16 protein-coding genes are annotated in these 21219 nt (G+C 69.1%); 12 read left to right on the top strand and 4 right to left on the bottom strand.

Features of this window, described 5'->3' with window-relative positions; genetic code table 11:
* Positions 1 to 103 precede the first annotated feature (103 nt).
* The 3 genes from OG792_RS22545 (at position 104) to OG792_RS22535 (ending at position 5315) form a co-directional block, all read left to right on the top strand.
* Positions 104 to 1129 (top strand): zinc-dependent alcohol dehydrogenase, encoded by a 1026-nt coding sequence (locus tag OG792_RS22545; RefSeq protein ID WP_329101978.1) that lies wholly within the window; start codon positions 104 to 106, stop codon positions 1127 to 1129.
* Complete coding sequence (locus tag OG792_RS22540) at positions 1129 to 1887, top strand: SDR family NAD(P)-dependent oxidoreductase (RefSeq protein WP_329101976.1); 759 nt, start codon at positions 1129 to 1131, stop codon at positions 1885 to 1887. The genes OG792_RS22545 and OG792_RS22540 overlap by 1 nt, the downstream gene beginning before the upstream one ends.
* 1052 nt (positions 1888 to 2939) lie before the next feature.
* Positions 2940 to 5315, top strand: a complete 2376-nt coding sequence (locus OG792_RS22535) for an RICIN domain-containing protein (RefSeq protein WP_329101974.1) — start codon at positions 2940 to 2942, stop codon at positions 5313 to 5315.
* Between the two features lie 91 nt (positions 5316 to 5406).
* Here the strand turns inward: OG792_RS22535 and OG792_RS22530 are convergent, their stop codons facing one another.
* Genes OG792_RS22530 through OG792_RS22515 form a run of 4 tightly spaced genes read right to left on the bottom strand, consistent with a single transcriptional unit; the run spans position 5407 to position 9712 of the window.
* A complete protein-coding gene (locus tag OG792_RS22530; RefSeq protein WP_329101972.1) occupies positions 5407 to 6561 on the bottom strand; it encodes a serine hydrolase domain-containing protein in 1155 nt (384 codons plus the stop codon).
* Between the two features lie 3 nt (positions 6562 to 6564).
* Positions 6565 to 7392 (bottom strand): carbohydrate ABC transporter permease, encoded by an 828-nt coding sequence (locus tag OG792_RS22525; protein ID WP_329101971.1) that lies wholly within the window; start codon positions 7390 to 7392, stop codon positions 6565 to 6567.
* Positions 7389 to 8354 carry a carbohydrate ABC transporter permease gene (locus OG792_RS22520; protein ID WP_329101968.1) on the bottom strand — a complete coding sequence of 322 codons (966 nt, stop codon included), beginning with the start codon at positions 8352 to 8354 and terminating at the stop codon, positions 7389 to 7391. The genes OG792_RS22525 and OG792_RS22520 overlap by 4 nt, the downstream gene beginning before the upstream one ends.
* Complete coding sequence (locus OG792_RS22515; RefSeq protein ID WP_329101966.1) at positions 8351 to 9712, bottom strand: ABC transporter substrate-binding protein; 1362 nt, start codon at positions 9710 to 9712, stop codon at positions 8351 to 8353. The genes OG792_RS22520 and OG792_RS22515 overlap by 4 nt, the downstream gene beginning before the upstream one ends.
* A gap of 354 nt (positions 9713 to 10066) precedes the next feature.
* Between OG792_RS22515 and OG792_RS22510 the strand changes: the two genes are divergently transcribed.
* From OG792_RS22510 to yjfF, 9 genes are all read left to right on the top strand, one after another.
* Positions 10067 to 11110, top strand: a complete 1044-nt coding sequence (locus OG792_RS22510) for a LacI family DNA-binding transcriptional regulator (RefSeq protein ID WP_329101964.1) — start codon at positions 10067 to 10069, stop codon at positions 11108 to 11110.
* A gap of 41 nt (positions 11111 to 11151) precedes the next feature.
* Complete coding sequence (locus OG792_RS22505) at positions 11152 to 12099, top strand: family 43 glycosylhydrolase (protein WP_329101962.1); 948 nt, start codon at positions 11152 to 11154, stop codon at positions 12097 to 12099.
* Complete coding sequence (locus tag OG792_RS22500; RefSeq protein ID WP_329101960.1) at positions 12096 to 13109, top strand: carbohydrate kinase family protein; 1014 nt, start codon at positions 12096 to 12098, stop codon at positions 13107 to 13109. Before OG792_RS22505 ends, OG792_RS22500 begins: the two co-directional genes overlap by 4 nt.
* Positions 13110 to 13927: 818 nt before the next feature.
* The gene (gene araB, locus OG792_RS22495; RefSeq protein ID WP_329101958.1) at positions 13928 to 15610 is read left to right on the top strand and encodes a ribulokinase; all 1683 of its coding nucleotides are present in this window, start codon (positions 13928 to 13930) and stop codon (positions 15608 to 15610) included.
* Positions 15607 to 16299 carry an L-ribulose-5-phosphate 4-epimerase gene (locus tag OG792_RS22490; protein WP_329101956.1) on the top strand — a complete coding sequence of 231 codons (693 nt, stop codon included), beginning with the start codon at positions 15607 to 15609 and terminating at the stop codon, positions 16297 to 16299. The genes araB and OG792_RS22490 overlap by 4 nt, the downstream gene beginning before the upstream one ends.
* 132 nt (positions 16300 to 16431) lie before the next feature.
* Entirely contained in the window at positions 16432 to 17433 is a 1002-nt protein-coding gene (locus OG792_RS22485) for an ABC transporter substrate-binding protein (RefSeq protein WP_329101954.1), read from the top strand.
* A gap of 186 nt (positions 17434 to 17619) precedes the next feature.
* Positions 17620 to 19161, top strand: a complete 1542-nt coding sequence (locus OG792_RS22480) for a sugar ABC transporter ATP-binding protein (protein WP_329101952.1) — start codon at positions 17620 to 17622, stop codon at positions 19159 to 19161.
* Positions 19158 to 20228 (top strand): ABC transporter permease, encoded by a 1071-nt coding sequence (locus OG792_RS22475; protein WP_329101951.1) that lies wholly within the window; start codon positions 19158 to 19160, stop codon positions 20226 to 20228. Before OG792_RS22480 ends, OG792_RS22475 begins: the two co-directional genes overlap by 4 nt.
* Complete coding sequence (gene yjfF / locus OG792_RS22470; protein WP_329101950.1) at positions 20225 to 21214, top strand: galactofuranose ABC transporter, permease protein YjfF; 990 nt, start codon at positions 20225 to 20227, stop codon at positions 21212 to 21214. The genes OG792_RS22475 and yjfF overlap by 4 nt, the downstream gene beginning before the upstream one ends.
* The last annotated feature ends 5 nt before the right edge of the window (positions 21215 to 21219 follow it).

Below are 21219 nucleotides of genomic sequence, written 5' to 3'. Positions count from 1 at the left end.
CCATGTCTGTGCACCGAACTCGTGGGTGCATCGCCACGGCGGTGCACCCACGACCATGGCCGGTCGGGACGACCGATGTACCGACCGTCGAGACGGAGGATCGATGAAGGCAGTTGTCTACCGGGGTGCGCGGCATTTCGGGATCGAGGAGCGTGAACCGGAATCACTGGGTCGCGGCCAGGTGCGGATCGCGGTGGCGTACACCGGGATTTGCGGCACTGACCTGCACATTTACCACGGGGACATGGACGCCCGGGTCGGCGCCTCGGCGATCATCGGGCACGAGATGTCCGGGCGGATCGAGGCTGTCGGCGAGGACGCCATCGGTTGGACTGTCGGGCAGGCCGTGACGGTGATGCCGACCCGGTCGTGCGGACGATGTGCGGCCTGTCGGCGCGGGAACTCCCACGTGTGTCACGCCATGAACTTCCTCGGCATCGACTCGCCAGGCGCGATGCAGTCCTTGTGGAACGTGCCGGCGGAGCTGGTCCTGCCGCTCCCCGAGGAACTGCCACTCGACCACGCGGCGCTCGTCGAACCGGTCGCGGTCGCGGTGCACGACGTACGGCGGGGAAACGTGACCGCCGACGACCAGGTGGTCGTGGTCGGCGGCGGGCCGGTAGGGGTTCTCATCGCCGCGGTCGCGCAGGGCCGCGGGGCGCGGGTGCTCCTCGTTGAGCCGGACCCGTTCCGGCGTGCGGTCGCGGAAGGAATCGGGATCGAGGTCATCGACCCGGGTGCGACCGACGTCGTGGCGTTGGTGAACGACCGCACCGAGGGCGCGGGTGCCGACATCGCGTTCGAGGTCTCCGGCTCGGCCGCCGGGGTCGCCACGGCGGTCGACGTCCTGACCACCCGCGGCCGTCTGGTGATGGTCGCGATCCACCCGCAGCCCCGGGAGGTCAACCTGCACCGGTTCTTCTGGCGCGAGTTGGAGTTGCTCGGCGCCCGCCTGTACCAGCGCGACGACATGGCGGAGGCAATCCGGTTGGTCGCCTCCGGCGCGATTCCGGCGCGACAGCTCATCTCCCGGGTCGAACCCGTCGAGGCGGCCGCCGCCGCGTTCACGGCCCTGGAGGGTGGCGGCGTCATGAAGGTGCTGCTCGACCTGCGGGAGGGCAACCAGTGATGGCCCTGTTCGACCTGTCCGGACAGACTGCCGTCGTGACCGGCGCCCGGCGCGGAATCGGTCTCGCCATGGCCGAGGCCCTGGCTCTGGCGGGTGCCGACGTCGTCGGCGTCTCCGCCCAGCTCGAACCGGATGGAAGCGAGGTGGGACGCCGGGTGCGGGCTGCCGGCCGCCGGTTCACCGCGCTGCGGGCCGATCTCGCCGACCGGGCGGCCGTGCACCGGTTGGCCCGCGACCTCACCGCGCTCGGGCCGATCGACGTCCTGGTGAACAACGGCGGGACGATCGCCCGTACGCCGGCGGCCGAGCACCCGGACGAGATGTGGGACCACGTGATCGAGGTGAACCTGAGCAGCCAGTTCGTGCTGAGCCGGGAGATCGGCCGGACGATGGTCGAGCGCGGCCGGGGGAAGATTATCTTCACCGCGTCGCTGTTGAGTTTCCAGGGCGGCATCACCGTTCCCGGCTATGCCGCGTCGAAGTCGGGCGTGGCCGGGCTCACCAAGGCGCTGGCGAACGAGTGGGCGGCCCGCGGGGTGAACGTCAACGCCATCGCCCCGGGCTACATCGCCACCGACAACACCCGGGCGCTGCGCGACGACCCCGACCGAGAGCAGGCGATTCTCGCCCGGATTCCGGCGGCCCGGTGGGGCCGTGCCGACGATCTCGGCGGTGCCACGGTGTTCCTGGCATCGGCGGCGTCGGACTACGTCAACGGGATCGTGCTGCCCGTCGACGGCGGCTGGCTGGGCCGATGACGGGCGCGCAGACTCCCGGAAGGTCCGGGATCGTCGACGCGCACCATCACCTCTGGGTCCGGGCACGACACCCGCAGCCGTGGATCGACTTGGTGACCATGGACTCGGGCGGGCAAGGGATTGCGACCACGGCTCGACGGCGCGTCAGGTTGTGCCTGGACGCGCGGAGGGGCACGAGTGTGCTGGTTGGTCGTCGTGCCGTCCGCCGCAACGGCAGTCAGTCCCGCAGGACGTCACACAGCGTGATATGGGCTGTGTTCTCGTCCCGTGGTCCTGCGAGGTCAGGATGCGCTAGGCATCGGCAGATGTCAATGGCTTGGCCAATGTCCTATGTCGCTCCGGAGGTGGGGGCGGTGACGCCTGTTCCCTCTGTCGGTGCCGCTGTCGGTCGGGTCGCGGGCCTGGTTATTGCCTTCGGTCGAGGATTGCGGACCCGTATCCAAACATCTATCTTCATACGTGTGATGTTTCGGCCATGTCAAGGCAATGTGTGCAACACCAGCACGTAAGCCTGGGTCGCCATCTGTGAAAGTTCGTCGTCCAGCGCCTCGAACGGCTTCGGGGGCGGTGCATGGATCTCGTCGGTGACTACTGTCTGTGAGGCTCTCGGGATGTCAGATCCACGGCCTGCGCCGATGCACGCGCTGCGGGGCATCGACAATTCCTCCCTCGGGGTGCGCGTCCCCGATGGTGTCGACCGCCGCGCCGGGCCTGTACGTGCACGCCGGTCCGCCATGTCAACGCCCTCCTTTCCAGGAGCCGTCGTGGAGTCGACCGTGGCGTACCTCATGGGTTGCGTGGCGACCGCGGCGGCCGTCGACGCGCCCTGCGTCGGTGGTCCCGTGTGCACGGTGGTGGGCCGCGCCTGGCCAATGTCGCCGACGGCTCGCGCGGCCTGCTGCGCGGACTTCCGGCAGGGCTTGGCACCGGTGGCCGAGCAGGCCGGCGAGCGGGACATCCACTTGTTGTGTTGTTAGCGCTAACGCCATCCCCTCACCGAGCCCACGGTGAGGCGGTCCACCATCACCCTCCCACGTCAGGAGAACCGTCCCGTGTCCGTCTCGTCCTCACCCTTTTTGCGCCGGCTGCTGGCCGGCGCCGCCGCGACAGCGATGACCGCGCTGGTCGCCGCGACCGCCTCGGCGTCCCCGGCCCTCGCGGCCACCACCACCCTCTATGCGTCTCCCTCCGGCACCGGCACCGGTTGCTCCGCCTCCCAGCCGTGTTCCCTGACGGCCGCGCAGGCTGCGGTGCGGGCGCGCAACAGCACGATGTCCGGTGACATCGTGGTGGAACTGGCAGACGGGGTGTACCGGCTCTCGGCGCCGATGCGACTGACGGCGGCAGACTCCGGCAACAACGGCTACCAGGTGATCTGGCGAGCGGCCGCCTCGGCCCGCCCGACGATCAGCGGCGCGCGGGCGGTCACCGGTTGGTCGCTCGCCGACTCCGGGAGGAACATCTGGCGGGCCAACGTCGGAGCCGGCCTCGACGCCCGCCAGCTGTACGTCAACGGCGCCATCGCCACCCGGGCGCGTACCGCCGTGAACCGGTCCGACTTCACCTTCACCACGACCGGCATGCGGTTCAGCAACAGCGCGCTGAACTACCTCAACAACCTCGGCAACCAGAACCGGGTCGAGGTCGAGAGCGTCGGTTCGTTCACCGACCGGTACTCGCCGGTGCAGAGCATCAGCGGGAACTTCCTCACGATGCAGCAGCCCGCCTGGAACAACAACACCTTCGGTTTCGACACCCTGTCCAGCCCGCACCGGGCAGGTCCGTTCTACCTGACCAACGCGTACGAGTTCCTCGACTCACCGGGGGAGTGGTACCTCAACCCCGGCACCGGCGTGCTCAACTACATCCCGCTCGCCGGGCAGAACATGGGCACCGTCGGCGTGGAGCTGCCGCAGTTGCAGTCCCTGGTCAACGTCGGCGGCACCTACGACGCGCCCGCGCACCACATCTCGTTGCGCGGGATCACCTTCACCGGCACAAGTTGGCTCGGTCCGAGCAGCAACCAGGGCTTCGCCGACCAGCAGACCGGCGCCCACATCATCGGCACCTGGGCCCGCCCGGCCGACGCCCTGACCTCCTGCCAGGCCGGCTGCCCCCAGTTCGAGGCCACCCGGCCGAACTGGAACCAGATGCCCGCCGCCGTGCAGGTCTCCGCCGCCAACACCATCACGTTCAGCGACTCCCAGTTCGTCAACCTGGGACAGACGGCGATCGGTATCGGCAACGACGCCAACGCCCATGCCAGCGGCGTCGGCCTGGGTGCCAGCAACATCACGATCACCCGCTCGGAGATCGCTCGCAACTCGGCCGGCGGCATCGTGGTCGGCGGCGTACGCGCCGACGCGCATCACCCCGGCGACCAGCGGATGGTCAACCGGGACATCACCATCAGCAACAACCGGGTGCACGACCTCGGTCTGGACTACCGGGGCGTTGTCTCGATCCTGACCACCTACGTCAACACCGCCACCATCTCCCACAACGAGGTCTACAACATGCCCTACACCGGGCTCTCGGTCGGGTACGGCTGGGGTGCCAACGACGCCGGCGGCAGTCAGCACTACGCCAACCGTGGCCTGTACAACTACCAGCCTCGGTACACGACGCCCACCACCGCGTCCAACAACCGCGTCGTCGGCAACTACGTGCATGACGTCATGCAGCAGATGACCGACGGTGGGTGCATCTACACCCTCTCGGCGAACCCGAACGGGGCGATCGACGAGAACTACTGTCTGCGGACCAACGGCTGGTTCGGGCTCTACTTCGACGAGGGCTCCCGCTACTACACCGCCCGGAACAACGTTTTCTCCTCCACCGGCACCTGGGCCACCGCCAATTACTGGTACGCGGAGAACATGGGCAACTTCACCGTCACCGACAACTGGTCGACCAATGGCAGCACCAACGTGACCAACGGCGATCGCGGCAACGTCACCGTCACCAACGGCAACTGGCCGTCGGGCGCCCAGGCGGTGATGGCCGCCGCCGGTGTGCAGAACGGCGGCACCAACCCGCAGAACGTGCAGATCGTGGGGGGCCAGTCGGGTCGCTGCGCCGAGGTCGGCGGGTCCAGCACGACCAACGGCACCCAGGCACAGCTCTGGGACTGCACCGGCAATACCAATCAGCGCTGGACCCAGACCGCCAGCCGGCAGCTCACGGTCTACGGCACCAAGTGCCTGGACGCCTCCGGGCAGGGCACCAGCAACGGCACCACGGTGGTGATCTGGGACTGTAACGGCCAGGCCAACCAGCAGTGGAACATCAACACCAACGGTACGATCACGGGCGTGCAGTCGGGCCTCTGCCTGGATGCGACCGGCGCCGCAACGGCAAACGGTACGAAACTCATCCTCTGGTCCTGTAGCGGTGGCACGAACCAGCAGTGGCAGCCGCGTAGCTGAGCGTTTGGGCGCCCGCCCACTCAGGCGGGCGCCCATCGCCCGGACCCCGGTCCTGTGTCATGGCGGAACACTCTTCGGGTTCCGTGTCGGTTCAGGCCCCCAGGCAGGCGCGCACGGCGGCCGTGAGCCGGTCGCCCCGGTCGTCGTCGACACCGCCCATCTGGTTGACGACGTACGCGAAGCCCACCTGGTAGGCGTCGTCGCCGAAGGCCAGGTGGCCGCCCGCACCGTCGTGGCCGAAGCTGAGCGCGCCCAGCAGGGGGCGCGCCGGCGGGGAGTCCAGGAGGAAGCCGGTTCCCCAGCGCTGGCCGGTGTCGGCCGGGCCGTACCGCTGCTGGCCGGCGACCCGGGGGAGGGTCGCGTCGTAGACCGAAGCCCTGGTGAGCAGGCGCCCGGTGCCGACCGGCGACACCGCGGCGGCATAGAGGCGGGCGAGGCTCTCGGCGGTGCTGACGGCACCGGCTCCGGGTATCCCGGCGGCCTGGATGACCGGGTCGTTGAAGCTGACCAGGCCGTCGTGGTCGGCGGGGAAGGCGAAGGCGCCGCCCATGGTGAGTCCGCTCTCGGCGACCGGATGCATGGGCACCGCAGCCCCGGCCGGCGGCGCCAGCATCCAGGCCACCGAGTCGCGCTCCTCGTCGGGAAGACCGATCCAGGTACGCAGGCCGAGCGGTGTGGCGAGTGTGTCGCGGAAGAACGCGCCGGGCAGCTGGCCGGTGATGCGGTGGATCACCTCGCCGATCAGCCAGCCGTAGGTCATCGCGTGATAGCTGTGCGCGGTGCCGGGCGGCCACAGTGGCGTCTGCGCCTCGATCGCCTCGATCACCGGCTTCCAGCCGACCACGTCCTCGCGGGTGAGGGGCCGGTCCAGGGCTGGCAGGCCGGCCTGGTGGGTGAGCAGCCAGCGCACCGGGATCTCCGCCTTGCCGTGCTGACCGAACTCGGGCCAGTACCGGGTGACCGGCGCGTCCAGGTCGAGCCGGCCCTGCTGGACCAGCAGGTACGCGCAGATGGCCAGGATCCCCTTGGTGCAGGAGAAGACGACCGTCGGGGTGTCGGCGGTCCAGGGGCGTCCTGACCGGGGATCGGCGAGCCCTCCGTACAGGTCGACGACCTTGCGGCCCCGCACGTAGAGGGCCACGGCGGCGCCGACCTCGGCGCGCGAGGAGAAGTTGTCCCGGAAGATGTCGGCGACCCGGCCGAAGCCCTCGTCGGCGTTCCCCCGGATTGGTGGATGCGTGGTCACGCACTATCCCTTCAGCGACCCCTGGATCAGGGCCTTGATGAACTGGCGTTGGAAGATCAGGAACACGATGAGCGTGGGGGTGAGGATGAGTAGGGAGCCGGCGCAGAGCAGCACCAGGTCGGTTCCCCACTGCCCCTGGAACGCGCCGAGCGCGCCGGCCATCGTGCGTTTCGTGGCGTCGTCGACGAGCACGATGGCGAGCAGGAACTGGTTCCAGGTCCACAGGAACAGCAGGATGGTCAGTGACGCGATGGCCGGTCGGGCGAGCGGCACGTGGATGCGCCAGAACAACTGCCAGGTGTTGCTGCCGTCGACCCGCGCCGCCTCGGAGAGTTCCTTCGGGACCGTGGTGAAGTGTGCCCGCATCCAGAACACCGAGAACGGCATGTACAGGCCGATCAGCGGCAGGATGATCGCCCAGCGGGTGTTGAGCAGGCCGAGGTCACGCATCTGGTAGTACAGCGGGGTGATCACGGCTTCGAGCGGCAGGGTCAGACCGAGCAGGAGCAGACCGAAGGCGATCGGGCCACCCGGCACCCGCAGGTGACCCAGTCCGAACCCGGCCATGGTCGCGATGACCACGCCGATCGGCACGACGCCGACCACGATCAGCAGGCTGGACCGCAGCAACACACCCATGTTGGCGGCGGTGAACGCGGCGCCGAAGTTGCCCCACTGCGGGTCGGATGGCCAGGCCAGTCCGGTGGGAACGGTGCCGCGCGGCTGCAACGCCGCGGACAGCATGCTCAGGAACGGCAGGAGCGTGACGACGACCAGCGCGATCAGGAAGATCCGTCCGGTCAGGCGTTCGCCGCGGCTGGTGAGGTTCATACCTTCTCCTCCCGGGTCAACCGCTGGATTGGCAGCACGCACGCCAGCACCAGCACCATGAGCACCACCGCCAGCGCCGAGGCGAGCCCCACCTGCCGCTGGGAGAAGGCGAGCCGGTAGATCTCCAGACCGGGCACCGTGGTCTGGATGCCGGGCCCACCGCTGGTGGAGATGTAGACGATGTCGAAACTGGCCAGGGCGGCGATGATGGTCACGGTGAGGCAGACCCCGATCTCCTGCCGCAGGCTCGGCAGGGTGACGGCGAAGAACTCCCGTACCGGTCCGGCGCCGTCGATGCGGGCCGCTTCGTACAGCGCCGGGTCGATCTTGCTCATGCCCGTGACGAGCAGGATCGTGCACAGGCCGAGCATGACCCAGGTACCGATCACGCCCACCGAGGGCAGCGCCGTGTCGAACTCGCCGAGCCAGGCGCGGGTGATCCCGCCCAGGCCGACGGCCCGCAGCACCTGGTTGACCAGGCCGTCGGTGGACAGCAGCCAGGTCCACGCGATGCCGGCCGCGACCAGCGGGATCACCTGCGGCAGGAACAGCACGGTACGCACGACGGTGCCGAAGGGGCCGGCGCTGAGCCGGCGGACGAGGCTGGCGACCAGCAGCCCCAGGCAGACCGGGACGAAGCTGAAGAAGATGATCAGGATGAACGCGTTCGAGATTATCTTCAACAGGTCGCTGTCGGTGATCACGGTCAGGTAGTTGTCCAGGCCGACCCACTCAGCCCGACCGATGCCGTTCCACCGGTACAGCGAGTACTGCATAGTGGTGACGAGCGGACGCAGGACGAAGAACCCGTACATGAGCAGGGCCGGCAGGACCCAGAGCCAGCCGAGCCAGCCGGCCGTACGGCCCCACCGCTTCCGGTGAGGCCGTACGGGTGCCTGCCGATCCTCGCCGCCGGCCCGGGTCGGGGCACCGGCGGGAGTGCTGCCGACGGCAGAGGTCATCGGGACAGTTCCTTCTCGTACTCGGCCTGGACCGCCTTCACGTACCCCTCGGGGGTCTGCTGCCCGGCGACGAGCTTCTGCATCTCCGGGGTGATCGCGGCGGAGAAGATCCCACCGGTCGCGTTCGCGGTGAAGTCGACCGCGCCGTTCTCGGCGCCCAGCTGTTGCGACGCCTTGAGCGTCTCGGACAACACGGTCCCCTCGGCGACGGACGGGAGCGGCAGGTCGGAAGGGCCACCGGGGTGCGAGCCGCCGACCGTCACGGAGATCTCCCGGGCCTTGGGGTCGGTGTGCGTCCAGTTGAGGAAGAAGGCGGCGGCGTCCGGGTTCTTCGCGCGGGCGCCGACGCCGAAGGTGTTGGGCGCCGACATCGCCACGTGCTTGCCGCCGGCGGACTCGCCGGGGAACAGGAAGAAGCCCACGTTGCCAGCCATGTTCTTGTCGAGGTTGCCGGACTCCCAGTCACCGTTGAACATGAACAGGCCGTTGCCCTTCTGGAACTCGCCGACCATGGACGCGTAGTCCAGGGCGTTCGCGTCCTTCGGGAAGTAGCCCGCCTGCGCCCACCGCTGGATGGTCTGGGTGGCCTTCAGTGCGGCGGGTGTGTCGAACGTCGCGCCCGGCTTCTGGAAGATCCAGTCGGCCACCCGGGTGGGGTCCCCGAACTGGTTCTGCAGCGCCTGGTGCGGGAAGTTGATGCCGGCGGTGTTCTTGTTGAACTGCACGATCGGCTGCACCTTGGCTGCCTTCGCCTTGGCCAGCAGTTCCTCGAACTCGGCGATGGTGGCCGGGGGCTTGGCCATGCCGACCTGCCTGGCCAGGGTCTTGTTGTAGAACACCCCGGTCACGCTGTAGCCCAGGCCGAGCCCGTACAGCGAGCCCGAGCCCCGTACGGCGCCCCCGTCGGCGAGCCGTAGTTGGACGAGCTGCGAGGCAGGGAACCTGTCCCAGCCGTAGGCGGTGACGTACGGGTCGAGGTTCTTGAGCAGGTCGTCCTTCACGAGGTCGACCATGGTGGGTAGCCGGATGATGTCGGGCGCGTTGTCCGAGGCCAGCGCCCGGGGTGCGTTCTCCGTGATCACGGTGAACTGGTCCTCGCGGATGTTGAACTTCACGTTCGGGTGCTGCTTGGTGAACTCGTCCGCCAGCGCCTTGACCAGCGGGAACCCGGTCTCCGCGTACAGCTCCAGGGTGATCGGCGCGGTGCCGAGTTCGGTGCTGACCGGGGCGTCGGACCCGGCCGACGACGGCTGGTCCGATCCTGGTGCGCTACAGGCGGTCATCACCAGGCCGGCGGTGAGGGCCGGCACCAGCAGTGCCAGCCGGCGTCGCGTAAACCTGATCGGGGAATCCGGCACGTCAACCACTCCTTGATTCATGCCGCGTCACGCCGCCGACGGTCGGGCCGTACAGCCCCGACCGCTTCGTGTCGATCACGCGACCGTGGCCCGGGGGCACCGACCACGTCAGCCGACACGATCACGGGTAGGGGGACTGATCCCTTCCGTAACACCGAACGACGTCGCTAAAATGATTTAGCAGAGCATGCGCGTGGCCCACGAACCCTGTCAAGGATGAGATCTGTAACGACCCGGAAACGACTGGGTCACCCCGGAGCGCCCGTCGCCCGTCCCGACTGCAACGGACAGAGCGACTCACGGATGATGAATGAGATGTGGTGGCACGTGACGCACCGCGGATTCGGAGGAGTCATGGGCAGCAACAGAGCAACCCTGGCCGATGTCGCACGACTGGCCGGCCTGTCCAAGACCGCCGCCTCGATGGTGCTCAACGGGCGCGAGGGCACCCGGCTGTCCGCAGAGGCACACCAGCGCGTCTTCGCCGCAGCCGAGGAACTCGGATACCGGCCCAACACGGCGGCGCGCAGTCTGCGCACCCGCAAGACCGCGACCCTCGCGTTCGTCTCCGACATCGTCGCCACCACCAGATTCGCCGGCGACCTGATCCGCGGGGCGCTGGACGCCGCCCGGGAACGGGACCACGTACTGCTCATCACGGAGACCCAGGGCGACGCGGCGTTCGAGCGGTACGCCATCGAGGCAATGCTCGATCGTCAGGTGGACGGCGTGGTCTACGCGGCGATGGCGACCCGTCGGCTCACGGTGCCCCCCGCCATCCTCGGTGGCCCGGTGGTTCTGCTCAACGCCACCAGCTCGGACGACCTGCCCTGCGTGCTGCCCGACGACGAGCAGGCCGGAGTGGCCGTCACCGAGACCCTCCTTGCGCACGGCCACCGCGAACGCATCGCGCTGATCGGCCGCAACCGGCTCAAGGAGGACGATGCCGAGGTCTCCATCGCGGCGCGGGCCCGCCTGCGCGGTGTCCGGAACACCCTCGCAGCCGCCGGCGTCACCCTCTTCGCCGAGTGTCACTGCGTGGAGTGGCTACCCGAACACGGGTACGCCGCCATGTGCACCCTCCTGTCCAGGTCACCCCGCCCGACCGCGGTCATCTGCATGAACGACCGCCTGGCCTTCGGTGCCTACCAGGCGCTCAACGAGGCCGGGCTGGCCATCCCCGACGACATCTCCGTGATCTCCTTCGATGACGATCCCATCGCCGCCTGGCTCCGGCCCAGCCTGACCAGCGCCGCCCTGCCGCACGAGCGGATGGGGCGCCGTGCCGTGGAACTCGTGCTCGACGGCGGTGCGGCCGGACCGTCGTACGTTCCCATGCCGCTGCGCCGACGCCGGTCCATCGCCGCGCCGGCCGCCACCACTCGCCCACCCGGCTAGGGCAGGTAGTAGCTAAACCGATTCACTGGTAGGTTGCCGGCATGTTGCGATTGCCGGACCACTGGGTGTGGGACAGCTGGTACGTCCAGGACGACAACGGCCGATGGCACGTCTTCTTCCTGCGCGCCTCCCGCGCCCTGCACGACCCGAACCGCCGCCACCGGCGGGCCGCTATCGGGCACGCCGTCTCCACCGACCTACGGTCCTGGACCCTGGTCGCCGACGCGCTCGTGCCGGCCGACTCGCCGGGCTGGGACGACCTGGCCACGTGGACAGGGTGCACCGTCCGCGGCCCGGACGGCCGGTGGTACATGTTCTACACCGGAGTCAGCCGCGCCGAGGACGGGCTGGTCCAGCGGATCGGCCTGGCTGTCTCCGACGACCTGGCCACGTGGCATCGGCGCGGCACCGAACCCCTCGTCGAGGCCGACCCGACCTGGTACGAACTGCTCGACCGGAACATGTGGTACGAGCAGGCCTGGCGTGACCCCTGGGTCTTCGCCGACCCCTCCGGCGACGGCTGGCACATGCTCGTCACCGCCCGCACCAACCAGGGATCGGCGTCCGAGCGCGGCGTCATCGGCCACGCGACCTCCCCCGACCTGCTCACCTGGACCGTCCGGCCGCCGCTGTCCACGCCCGCCGGATTCGGTCACCTGGAAGTGCCCCAGGTCGCCGTTGTCGACGGCCAGCCCCTCCTGCTCTTCTGCACCAACGCCGTGGCGGACCCGCTGCTCGCCGACCAACGAATCTGGGTGGTGAGCGCGCCGAGCGTGCGTGGCCCCTGGGACGTGGCCTCCGCACAGCCGGTCGCGCACCCCCACCTGTACGCACCCCGCCTGGTCCCCGACGGCGACCGGGGCTGGGCACTCATCGGGTTCCTCGATCACGTCGACGGCACGTTCGTCGGCGAAATCACCGATCCGGTCCCGTTCCACGCCCCGTGGACCGGCCCGGACCCCCGGCCCGCCGTCGCCCAGCCCCGGTGAGCGGGGCACCGGAGATGCGGGAGGAGACATGGGAGAGGTCAGCCGGACCGGCTCCGACGACGGTCACCGTGTTGGGCGAGGCGGTCGTCGACCTCGTGCCGGAGCCCGACGGTCGGTACGCCGCGCATCCGGGCGGTAGCCCCCTGAACGTGGCCGTCGGCCTGGCCCGGCTCGGTGTGCCGACCAGGTTGCTCGCCCGGTTCTCGACCAGCGCCCTCGGACGACGGCTGCGCGAGCACGCCGCGGCCAACGGCGTCGACCTCCGGCACGCCGTCGACGCCGCCGAGCCGGCGACACTCGCGGTCGTCTCGGTGACCGATGACGGCAACGCCGGGTACGACTTCTACGTCGAAGGCACGGCGGACTGGGCCTGGCAACCGAACGAGCTGGCCGCCGTACTCGCCCAGCGGGGAATCGTGCACGCCGGCTCGCTGGCGGTGTTCCTGCCGCCCGGGGCGGACCGTGTCGGCGCCGCCCTGCGCGCCGCCCGGGACCACGGCATGATCATCAGCCTCGACCCGAACATCCGGCCCGGCCTGCTCGGCGCTCCCGCCGAGGCCCGCGCCCGGGTCGACCACCTGGTGCGCCATGCCCACGTGGTCAAGGCCAGCTCGGAGGACGTCGACTGGCTCTACCCGGGTGAAACCGTGGAGCAGGTCCTCCATCACTGGTACGACCTGGGCGTCACGCTCGGCGTCGTGACCCTCGGCCCGCGTGGCGCCGTGGCCCGCTCGGGCAACCGGTTGCTCCGGCAGGCGACCCCCGCTGTCGAGGTGGTCGACACCATCGGTGCCGGCGACGCGTTCACCGCCGGGCTGCTCGCCGTGCTCTCCCGGTCCGGCGCAGGGCCGGCCTGGCCGGACGACGAGATCAGCGCCGCCCTGCGGTACGCCGTCGCGGTGGCCGCCGCCACCTGTGCCCGCACGGGAGCCGACCCGCCGCACCGGGACGAACTGCCCGGCCCTCCGACCGACTCGTCGGGGCGGCCCCCGGACGGGACGTACCGGTAACTTCCGTCCCTGGAGGCCGCCCTTATCCGTGTGTCGCGCGGAACCGCAGCGGCGCCGACGACGCGGGTCGGGAAAACGCGGATGTTATCGATAACAATCAAATTACGTATTCGTGTGCCGTTCCCGGTGGGGCGTTCGATCCAGGTCGGCATCAGCCCTGCGGAGCGGTCGATTCGGTCGTGCGGAAATGAGCCGGATCGGGTGTCGATCGTCGCGGCAGGTGGGGTGCGCGGTGCCGGCCGTGGCGCACGTCGGACTCCGTTCCGACCGGAAGGCCCTGGTGTTGGCTGCCGCGAGCGTTCGGCGGCAGGGGGAGCCGTCGGTCCGGGGGCGGTCGAGTGGTGCGGGGGAAATGAATCCCTGCGTACCTGAAACGAGGACGGTCGCGGCGGCCGGCGATCCGTGGTGTCCTCCAATCGCGAACCTGGCATCGCGCGAGGTGCCGCACTGGCGGGTAGATCAATTCGACCGCGATGAATACCTGGCTTCGCTGATGTTATCGCTGACATCGTGGACTGCCGACAAGTAGTCGTGATTGGACAGCCAGGGTCGCCGGTCTGTGCGGCGTGTCTCGTCGGCGGTGCTGTCGCTCGGTGTGAGCCGCCCTGCCCGGCGACGCGCATTCGCGGAGCCGGGCTGCGTGGCGGTCGACCCGGTCCCTCGGAAAGGGGACGGAACGGATCCTTTGCGCCACCGCGATGTCGCTGCGCCCGAGTCGGGACGGCTGTTCGGCTCCGTTACGGAGCCGTTGCGTACAGATGTCTTGACGAGTTTGGATGTGAGCGTTAACACTATCTCCGTCTACGGTGGAGGTGAACATGAACCGTGTGGACGGAGCTGGCGACCGCTACGTCGTCGGTGTCGACTTTGGCACCCTGTCCGGACGAGCTCTTGTGGTTCGGGTCGGTGATGGTGCCGAGTTGGGGACCGCGGTGCACGAGTACGGCGACGGGGTCATCAGCACAGTGCTTCCGGCAGGCCGACCGCTTCCTCCGGACTGGGCTCTGCAGAATCCCGAGGACTACCGCGACGTGCTGCGGTACGCCGTCCCGGCGGCGGTGTCCGCCGCGAAGGTGGACCCCGCGGCGGTGGTCGGGATCGGCATCGACTTCACCGCCTGCACCGTGCTCCCGACGTTCGCCGACGGCACTCCGCTCTGCGAGGATCCCGAGCTGCGCAACCGTCCGCATTCCTGGGTCAAGCTGTGGAAGCACCACGCCGCGCAACCGCACGCCGACCGAATCAACGCGTTGGCACACGAGCGTGCGGAGCCGTGGATCGGCCGGTACGGCGGGAAGATCTCAGCCGAGTGGCAGTTCGCCAAGGGCCTGCAGATGCTGGAAGAGGACCCCGAGGTCTATCACCGAACCGAGCGCTTCGTCGAAGCGGCCGACTGGATCGTCTGGCAGCTCGGCGGCAGCGAAACCCGGAACGTCTGCACGGCGGGTTACAAGGGCATCCTTCAGGACGGTCGCCATCCCTCCCGGGACTTCCTGACCGCGCTCAACCCGGATTTCGGCGACTTCGTGAGCAAGCTGGACGGTCCGTTGCAACCCCTCGGCGCCCGGGCCGGCGCGCTCACCGCCCGGGCCGCGGCGTGGACCGGCCTGCCGGAGGGGATCGCGGTGGCTGTCGGCAACGTCGACGCGCACGTCACCGCGGCGTCGGCGCAGGCGGTGAAGCCCGGTCGCCTTGTCGCGATCATGGGCACCTCCACCTGTCACGTGGTCAACGGCACACACCTCGCGGAGGTCGCCGGGATGTGTGGCGTCGTCGACGGCGGCATCAGCCCGGGGGCGTGGGGGTACGAGGCCGGGCAGAGTGGGGTCGGTGACATCTTCGGCTGGTTCGTCGAGCACGCGGCCCCGGCCGGCGTCGCTTCGCACGAACGTCTCACCGAACTGGCCGCGAGCCAGGCGGTCGGTGCGCACGGCCTGATCGCGCTGGACTGGTGGAACGGCAACCGCTCGCTGCTGGTCAACCACGACCTGAGCGGGATGATCATCGGGATGACCCTGGCCACCCGGCCGCAGGACATCTACCGGGCGCTGCTGGAGTCCACGGCGTACGGCACACGGATGATCATTGAGGCGTTCGTGGCGTCCGGAGTGGCGGTGGACGACCTGGTCATCGCCGGCGGTCTGACCTCCAACAGCCTGTTGATGCAGATCTACGCCGATGTCACCAACCGGCCGCTGAACATCATCGGCTCCGCACAGGGGCCCGCGCTGGGATCGGCGATCCACGCCGCCGTCGCCGCCGGTGAATACCCCTCGATCCACGAGGCGTCGCAGGCGATGGGTCGGGTGCACGAGGCCGTCTACCGACCGGATCCCGAGCGGGTTCGTGCCTACGACGCCCTCTACGCCGAGTACCGGACACTGCACGACCAGTTTGGGCGCGGCGGCAACGACGTCATGCTCCGCCTCCGGGCGATCCGCAACGCGGCGGTCGAGGCCGCCGCGGTCGCGCACGGGACCGCGCTGGAGGTGATCCGATGAACGCCGAGGTGAGCCGACAGATCGGCGAGCTGCGGGAGAGCGTCGCCCGCCTGCACGCCGAGCTGACCCGATACCGCCTGGTCGCCTGGACGGCCGGCAACGTCTCCGCGCGGGTCCCCGGCCGGGATCTGATGGTGATCAAGCCGAGCGGAGTGGGCTACGACGAGCTCTCCGCGGACACCATGGTGGTGTGCGACCTCGACGGCGTACTCGTCGAGGGGGATCTGGCGCCGTCCAGCGACACCGCCGCCCACGCCTACGTCTACCGGGCCATGCCCGAGGTCGGCGGGGTCGTCCACACGCACAGCTCGTACGCCACCGCCTGGGCCGCCCGCGGGGAGGCGATCCCCTGCCATCTCACGGCGCAGGCCGACGAGTTCGGTGGGGAGATCCCGGTCGGCCCGTTCGCCCTGATCGGTGGCGACGACATCGGCAAGGGCATCGTCGGCACGCTCGTCGGGCACCGCTCGCCCGCGGTGTTGATGCGTAACCACGGCGTGTTCACCATCGGCCGCGACGCCCGCGCGGCGGTCAAGGCGGCGGTCATGTGCGAGGACGTGGCCCGTACCGCGCACCTGGCCCGCGTACTCGGGCAGCCGGTGCCGATCGCGCAGGCCGACATCGACGCCCTCTACCACCGATACCAGAACGTCTACGGCCAACAACCGGCGGCACCGGCCGATTCCTGACCGCCCAGCGGCCGGGTCGAAGCCCGCCGGTCTGCACCACGGAGTTACCAGCACGCACCAGCCGCGTATGCCACTTCCCGCACGTCGGCGGTAGGCGCGGTGCATCCACCACACCGAGCCCAAGGAGATCCGATGAGAAAGATGCGAACGCACTCCGCTGCATGGCGCGCCGCCTCGGTCGTCGCCAGCGTGCTGCTCGTCGGCAGCATGGCGGCCTGCGGCAACAGCGACACCGGCGGCGGGTCCACCGACGACGGCAAGATCACGATGGGCTTTTCGCAGGTCGGCGCGGAGAGCGGTTGGCGTACCGCGAACACCACCTCGATCAAGGAGGCCGCCGCCGCCGCTGGGGTCGACCTGAAGTTCGACGACGCGCAGCAGAAGCAGGAGAACCAGATCAAGGCCATCCGCAACTACATCCAGCAGAAGGTCGACGTGATCGCCTTCTCGCCGGTGGTGGAATCCGGGTGGGACACCGTGCTCAAGGAGGCCAAGGACGCCGGCATCCCGGTCATCCTGACCGACCGCTCGGTCGACTCGGCCGACAAGTCCCTCTACAAGAGCTTTCTCGGCTCGGACTTCGTCAAGGAGGGCCGGCTCGCCGGGGAATGGTTGGTCGAGCAGAAGAAGACCGCCTCGGGCCCGGTGAACATCGTCGAGTTGCAGGGCAGCGCCGGTGCCGCGCCCGCGAACGACCGCAAGAAGGGCTTCGCCGAGGCAATCGCCGCCAACCCGAACCTGAAAGTCATCGCTTCACAGACCGGTGAGTTCACCCGGGCCGGCGGTAAGGCCGTGATGGAGCAGTTCCTCAAGGCGAACCCGACGATCGACGTGCTGTTCGCGCACAACGACGACATGGGACTGGGCGCGCTCGAGGCGATCACCGCCGCCGGCAAGGTGCCAGGCAAGGACATCACCATCATCACCGTGGACGCCGTCAAGGACGGCATGCAGGCCCTCGCCGACGGCAAGTTCAACTTCATCGCGGAGTGCAGCCCGCTGCTCGGCCCGCAGCTCATGGACCTGGCGAAGAAGGTCTACGCCGGCGAGGAGGTGCCGGCTCGAATCGAGACCGAGGAGACCACCTTCACCTCCGAGCAGGCCAAGGCGGCACTGCCCAACCGCAAGTACTGACCGACGCCGGGGTCGCCGCGCTCGCGTGGCGGCCCCGCTGCGTCACCCCGTTACCCGCAACGGACCGGGCGTGGCCCGCGATCACCTCGTACCACGCCCGCCCGGGCGATCCGCAGTGACGACCGGGCGGGCGTACGGGAGCGCAGCGGCCCTTCCCTGTCGACAACCCAGAAGAGGTCTGATGGGATGACGGATAGCCGTCCGGTCCTGACGATGACCGGGATCGCCAAGTCCTTTCCCGGGGTGCGCGCACTCCACGACGTCAACTTCCGGCTCTTTCCGGGCGAGGTGCACGCCCTGATGGGCGAGAACGGCGCCGGCAAGTCGACCCTCATCAAGGTGCTGACCGGCGTCTACGGCACCGACGAGGGCACGATCACGCTCGACGGCGAGCCGGTGTCCTTCAGCGGGCCGATGCAGGCGACGGCCGCCGGTGTCAGCACCGTCTACCAGGAGGTCAACCTCTGCACCAACCTCTCGGTCGCGGAGAACATCTTCATCGGACGCGAGCCCCGCTTCCTCGGCGCCGTACGGTGGGGTGAGGTCCGCCGCCGCGCCCGTGCCCTGCTGGCCCGCCTCGACCTCGACCTCGACGTCAGCGCGCCGCTCGGGACGTACTCCCTCGCCATCCAGCAGATGGTCGCCATCGCCCGGGCGATCGACATCCGGGCCCGGGTGCTGATCCTGGACGAGCCGACCTCCAGCCTTGACGCCGGCGAGGTCGCCCAGCTGTTCCGCATCATGCGGCAACTACGCGACGAGGGCATCGCGATCGTCTTCGTGACCCATTTCCTCGACCAGGTCTACGGCATCGCCGACCGGATCACCGTGCTGCGCAACGGCGGGCTGGTCGGCGAGTATCCGACCGCCGAACTGCCCCAGCTCACCCTCGTCGAGAAGATGATCGGCAAGGAACTCGACGTACTCGGCCGGATCGAGGAGCACTCGCGGCGCGACGTGGCCGCCCGACAGCAGGGCAGCCCGCTGCTGGCGGTGTCCAGGCTCGGCCGGTCGGGGGCGGTCGAGCCGTTCGACCTCACCATTCACGCCGGGGAGGTGGTCGGACTGGCCGGGCTGCTGGGCTCCGGCCGTACCGAGGTGGCCCGGCTGTTGTTCGGTGCCGACCGGGCCGACGGTGGTCGGGTCGCGGTGAACGGCACGTCGAGCAGTCTGCGTACTCCCGCGCGGGCGATAGAGCAGGGCGTGGGTTTCTGCTCGGAGAACCGCCGGGCGGAGGGCATCGTCGCCGACCTGTCGGTCCGCGAGAACATGATCCTCGCCATGCAGGCCGCCCGCGGCTGGCTGCGGCCCATCCCTCGCCGCAGGCAGGACGAGCTGGTCGAGAAGTACGTCAGCGCGCTCAACATCCGGCCGTCCGACCCGGAGGTGCCGGTACGCAATCTCTCCGGCGGCAACCAGCAGAAGGTGCTCCTGGCCCGGTGGCTGATCACCGAGCCCCGGCTGCTGATCCTCGACGAACCGACCCGGGGCATCGACATCGGCGCGAAGACGGAGATCCAGAAGCTCGTGGCGCAGTTGTCCGACGGCGGCATGGCGGTGCTGTTCATCTCTGCCGAACTGGAGGAGGTGCTGCGCCTCAGCCACAAGGTGGTGGTGATGCGTGACCGGCAGATGGTCGCGCAGCTAATCAACGACGACAGCCTCGACGCCGATCGCATCATGGCGACCATCGCCAACGGATCCCACCGGGAGGAGGCAGACCGATGAACGCCGCCATGGGCCGCTATCGGACGATGATCGGTCACCGGCTGTTCTGGCCCGCCGCCGTGCTGGTCGTCATGTTCGCCGCGAACACGATCTACCGGCCGGGGTTCCTGTCCGTCGAACTCAAGGACGGGCACCTGTACGGCACCCCGATCGACATCCTGCGGCTGAGCGCGCCGCTGATCCTCGTCGCCCTGGGCATGACCCTGGTCATCTCGACCGGAGGCATCGACCTCTCGGTCGGCTCACTGTGCGCGATCAGTGGCGCGATCGCCTGCACGTACATCAGCCAGCAACCCGACCAGAACAGCCTTGGCGTGGTGCTGACCGCCCTCGCGATGGCCCTCGGGGTCGCGCTCGTGCTCGGGGCCTGGAACGGGGTGCTGGTCGCCGTGATCGGTATTCAACCGATCATCGCCACGTTGATCCTGATGGTAGCCGGCCGAGGGCTCGCGCAGCTGATCACCGAGGGCCAGATCATCACCATCAACTCCGAGCCGTACCGGGCGATCGGGCTGGGGCACGTGCTCACCCTGCCGCTGGCGATCTTCATCGCGCTGGCGGCGGCCCTGCTCGTCGCCGCGTTCACCCGCCGCACCGCACTGGGCATGATCATCGAGTCGGTGGGCGGTAACGCCGAGGCCAGCCGCCTGGCTGGCATCCGCTCCGGCCGGGTCGTGTTCCTCGCGTACGTGCTCAGCGCCGGCTGCGCCGCGATCGCCGGTTTCATGATGACGGCCAACGTCTCCAGCGCCGACGGCAACGCCGCCGGACTCTGGGTGGAACTCGACGCCATTCTCGCGGTCGTCATCGGCGGCACGTCGCTCGCGGGCGGCCGGTTCTTCCTCAGCGGCACCATCCTGGGCGCGCTGATCATCCAGACCCTGACCACCACGGTGTACGCCATGAACATCTCACCGCAGACCTCGCTGCTGTTCAAAGCGGTCGTCGTGATCGCCGTCTGTCTCATCCAGGCGCCGGCCTTCCGTGCTCGATTCACCCGTCGCAGGAGCGGCGCGCCGCCGCCGAGCACCATCGCCGCCAAGCCGAAGGAGCAGGTGCCGGCATGACCACCGGATCGCTCACCGCGCGCCCGTCCTGGATCCGACTGCCGAGGCGGCAGGTGCCGGTCCTGGCCACGCTCGCCCTGCTGCTGGTCATGTACGGCATCGGCGTGTCCCAGTACCAGGCGTTCTCCAACGTGCAGGTCATCTTCAACGTCTTCATCGACAACGGGTTCCTGCTCGTTGTCGCGGTGGGTATGACCTTCGTGATCCTCACCGGCGGCATCGACCTGTCGGTCGGTTCCGTCGTCGCCATGACGGCGATGGTGTCGGCCTGGCTGCTCCAGGAGGGCCTGCCAGCGGCGCTCGTCCTCGTCATCGCGCTGCTCATCGGCCCGACGATCGGCCTGCTGATGGGCTGTGCCATCCACTTCTTCGAGATCCAGCCGTTCATCGTCACGCTCGCCGGGATGTTCTTCGCCCGGGGGATGTGCACGTTCATCTCCGGTTCGTCCATCCCGATCACCGATGGGTTCTGGACCAGGATGTCGCAGGAGCGGATCGGTGATCCCCGCGGGAACTTCGTCTCGATCAGCGTGCTGATCACGCTGGTCGTGGTCGCCGTCGCCGCGTACACGCTGGCCTACACCCGACTGGGCCGCAACGTGTACGCCATCGGCGGCAACCCACAGTCGGCGCTGCTCATGGGGCTGCCGGTGGGGCGGACCCGGATCGCCGTCTACACGATCAGCGGCCTGTGCTCCGCGATCGGCGGGATCCTGCTGTCCTTCTACACCCTCTCCGGCGCGCCACTGATCGCGGTCGGCATGGAGTTGGACGTCATCGCCGCGGTCGTCATCGGTGGCACCGTGCTCACCGGCGGCTCGGGTTACGTCTTCGGCACGGTGCTCGGCGTGCTGGTCCTGGGCGTGATCCAGACCCTCATCACTTTCGACGGCAGTCTCAGCTCCTGGTGGACCAAAATTGTGATCGGGGGTCTGCTCTTCGTGTTCATCCTCTTCCAGCGACTCATCGGTATCCGTTACAAGTGACCGTC

Origin of the sequence: Micromonospora sp. NBC_01699 (assembly GCF_036250065.1) — a bacterium.
Classification (GTDB): Bacteria; Actinomycetota; Actinomycetes; order Mycobacteriales; family Micromonosporaceae; genus Micromonospora_G.
This window is presented reverse-complemented; position numbering and strand designations above follow the sequence as displayed.

Coding starts and splice junctions, on each gene's coding strand:
- OG792_RS22545 (WP_329101978.1), top strand. CDS start 104: ATGAAGGCAGTTGTCTACCGGGGTGCGCGGCATTTCGGGATCGAGGAG.
- OG792_RS22540 (WP_329101976.1), top strand. CDS start 1,129: ATGGCCCTGTTCGACCTGTCCGGACAGACTGCCGTCGTGACCGGCGCC.
- OG792_RS22525 (WP_329101971.1), bottom strand. CDS start 7,392: ATGAACCTCACCAGCCGCGGCGAACGCCTGACCGGACGGATCTTCCTG.
- OG792_RS22520 (WP_329101968.1), bottom strand. CDS start 8,354: ATGACCTCTGCCGTCGGCAGCACTCCCGCCGGTGCCCCGACCCGGGCC.
- OG792_RS22510 (WP_329101964.1), top strand. CDS start 10,067: ATGGGCAGCAACAGAGCAACCCTGGCCGATGTCGCACGACTGGCCGGC.
- OG792_RS22505 (WP_329101962.1), top strand. CDS start 11,152: ATGTTGCGATTGCCGGACCACTGGGTGTGGGACAGCTGGTACGTCCAG.
- araB (WP_329101958.1), top strand. CDS start 13,928: ATGAACCGTGTGGACGGAGCTGGCGACCGCTACGTCGTCGGTGTCGAC.
- OG792_RS22490 (WP_329101956.1), top strand. CDS start 15,607: ATGAACGCCGAGGTGAGCCGACAGATCGGCGAGCTGCGGGAGAGCGTC.
- OG792_RS22485 (WP_329101954.1), top strand. CDS start 16,432: ATGAGAAAGATGCGAACGCACTCCGCTGCATGGCGCGCCGCCTCGGTC.
- OG792_RS22480 (WP_329101952.1), top strand. CDS start 17,620: ATGACGGATAGCCGTCCGGTCCTGACGATGACCGGGATCGCCAAGTCC.
- OG792_RS22475 (WP_329101951.1), top strand. CDS start 19,158: ATGAACGCCGCCATGGGCCGCTATCGGACGATGATCGGTCACCGGCTG.
- yjfF (WP_329101950.1), top strand. CDS start 20,225: ATGACCACCGGATCGCTCACCGCGCGCCCGTCCTGGATCCGACTGCCG.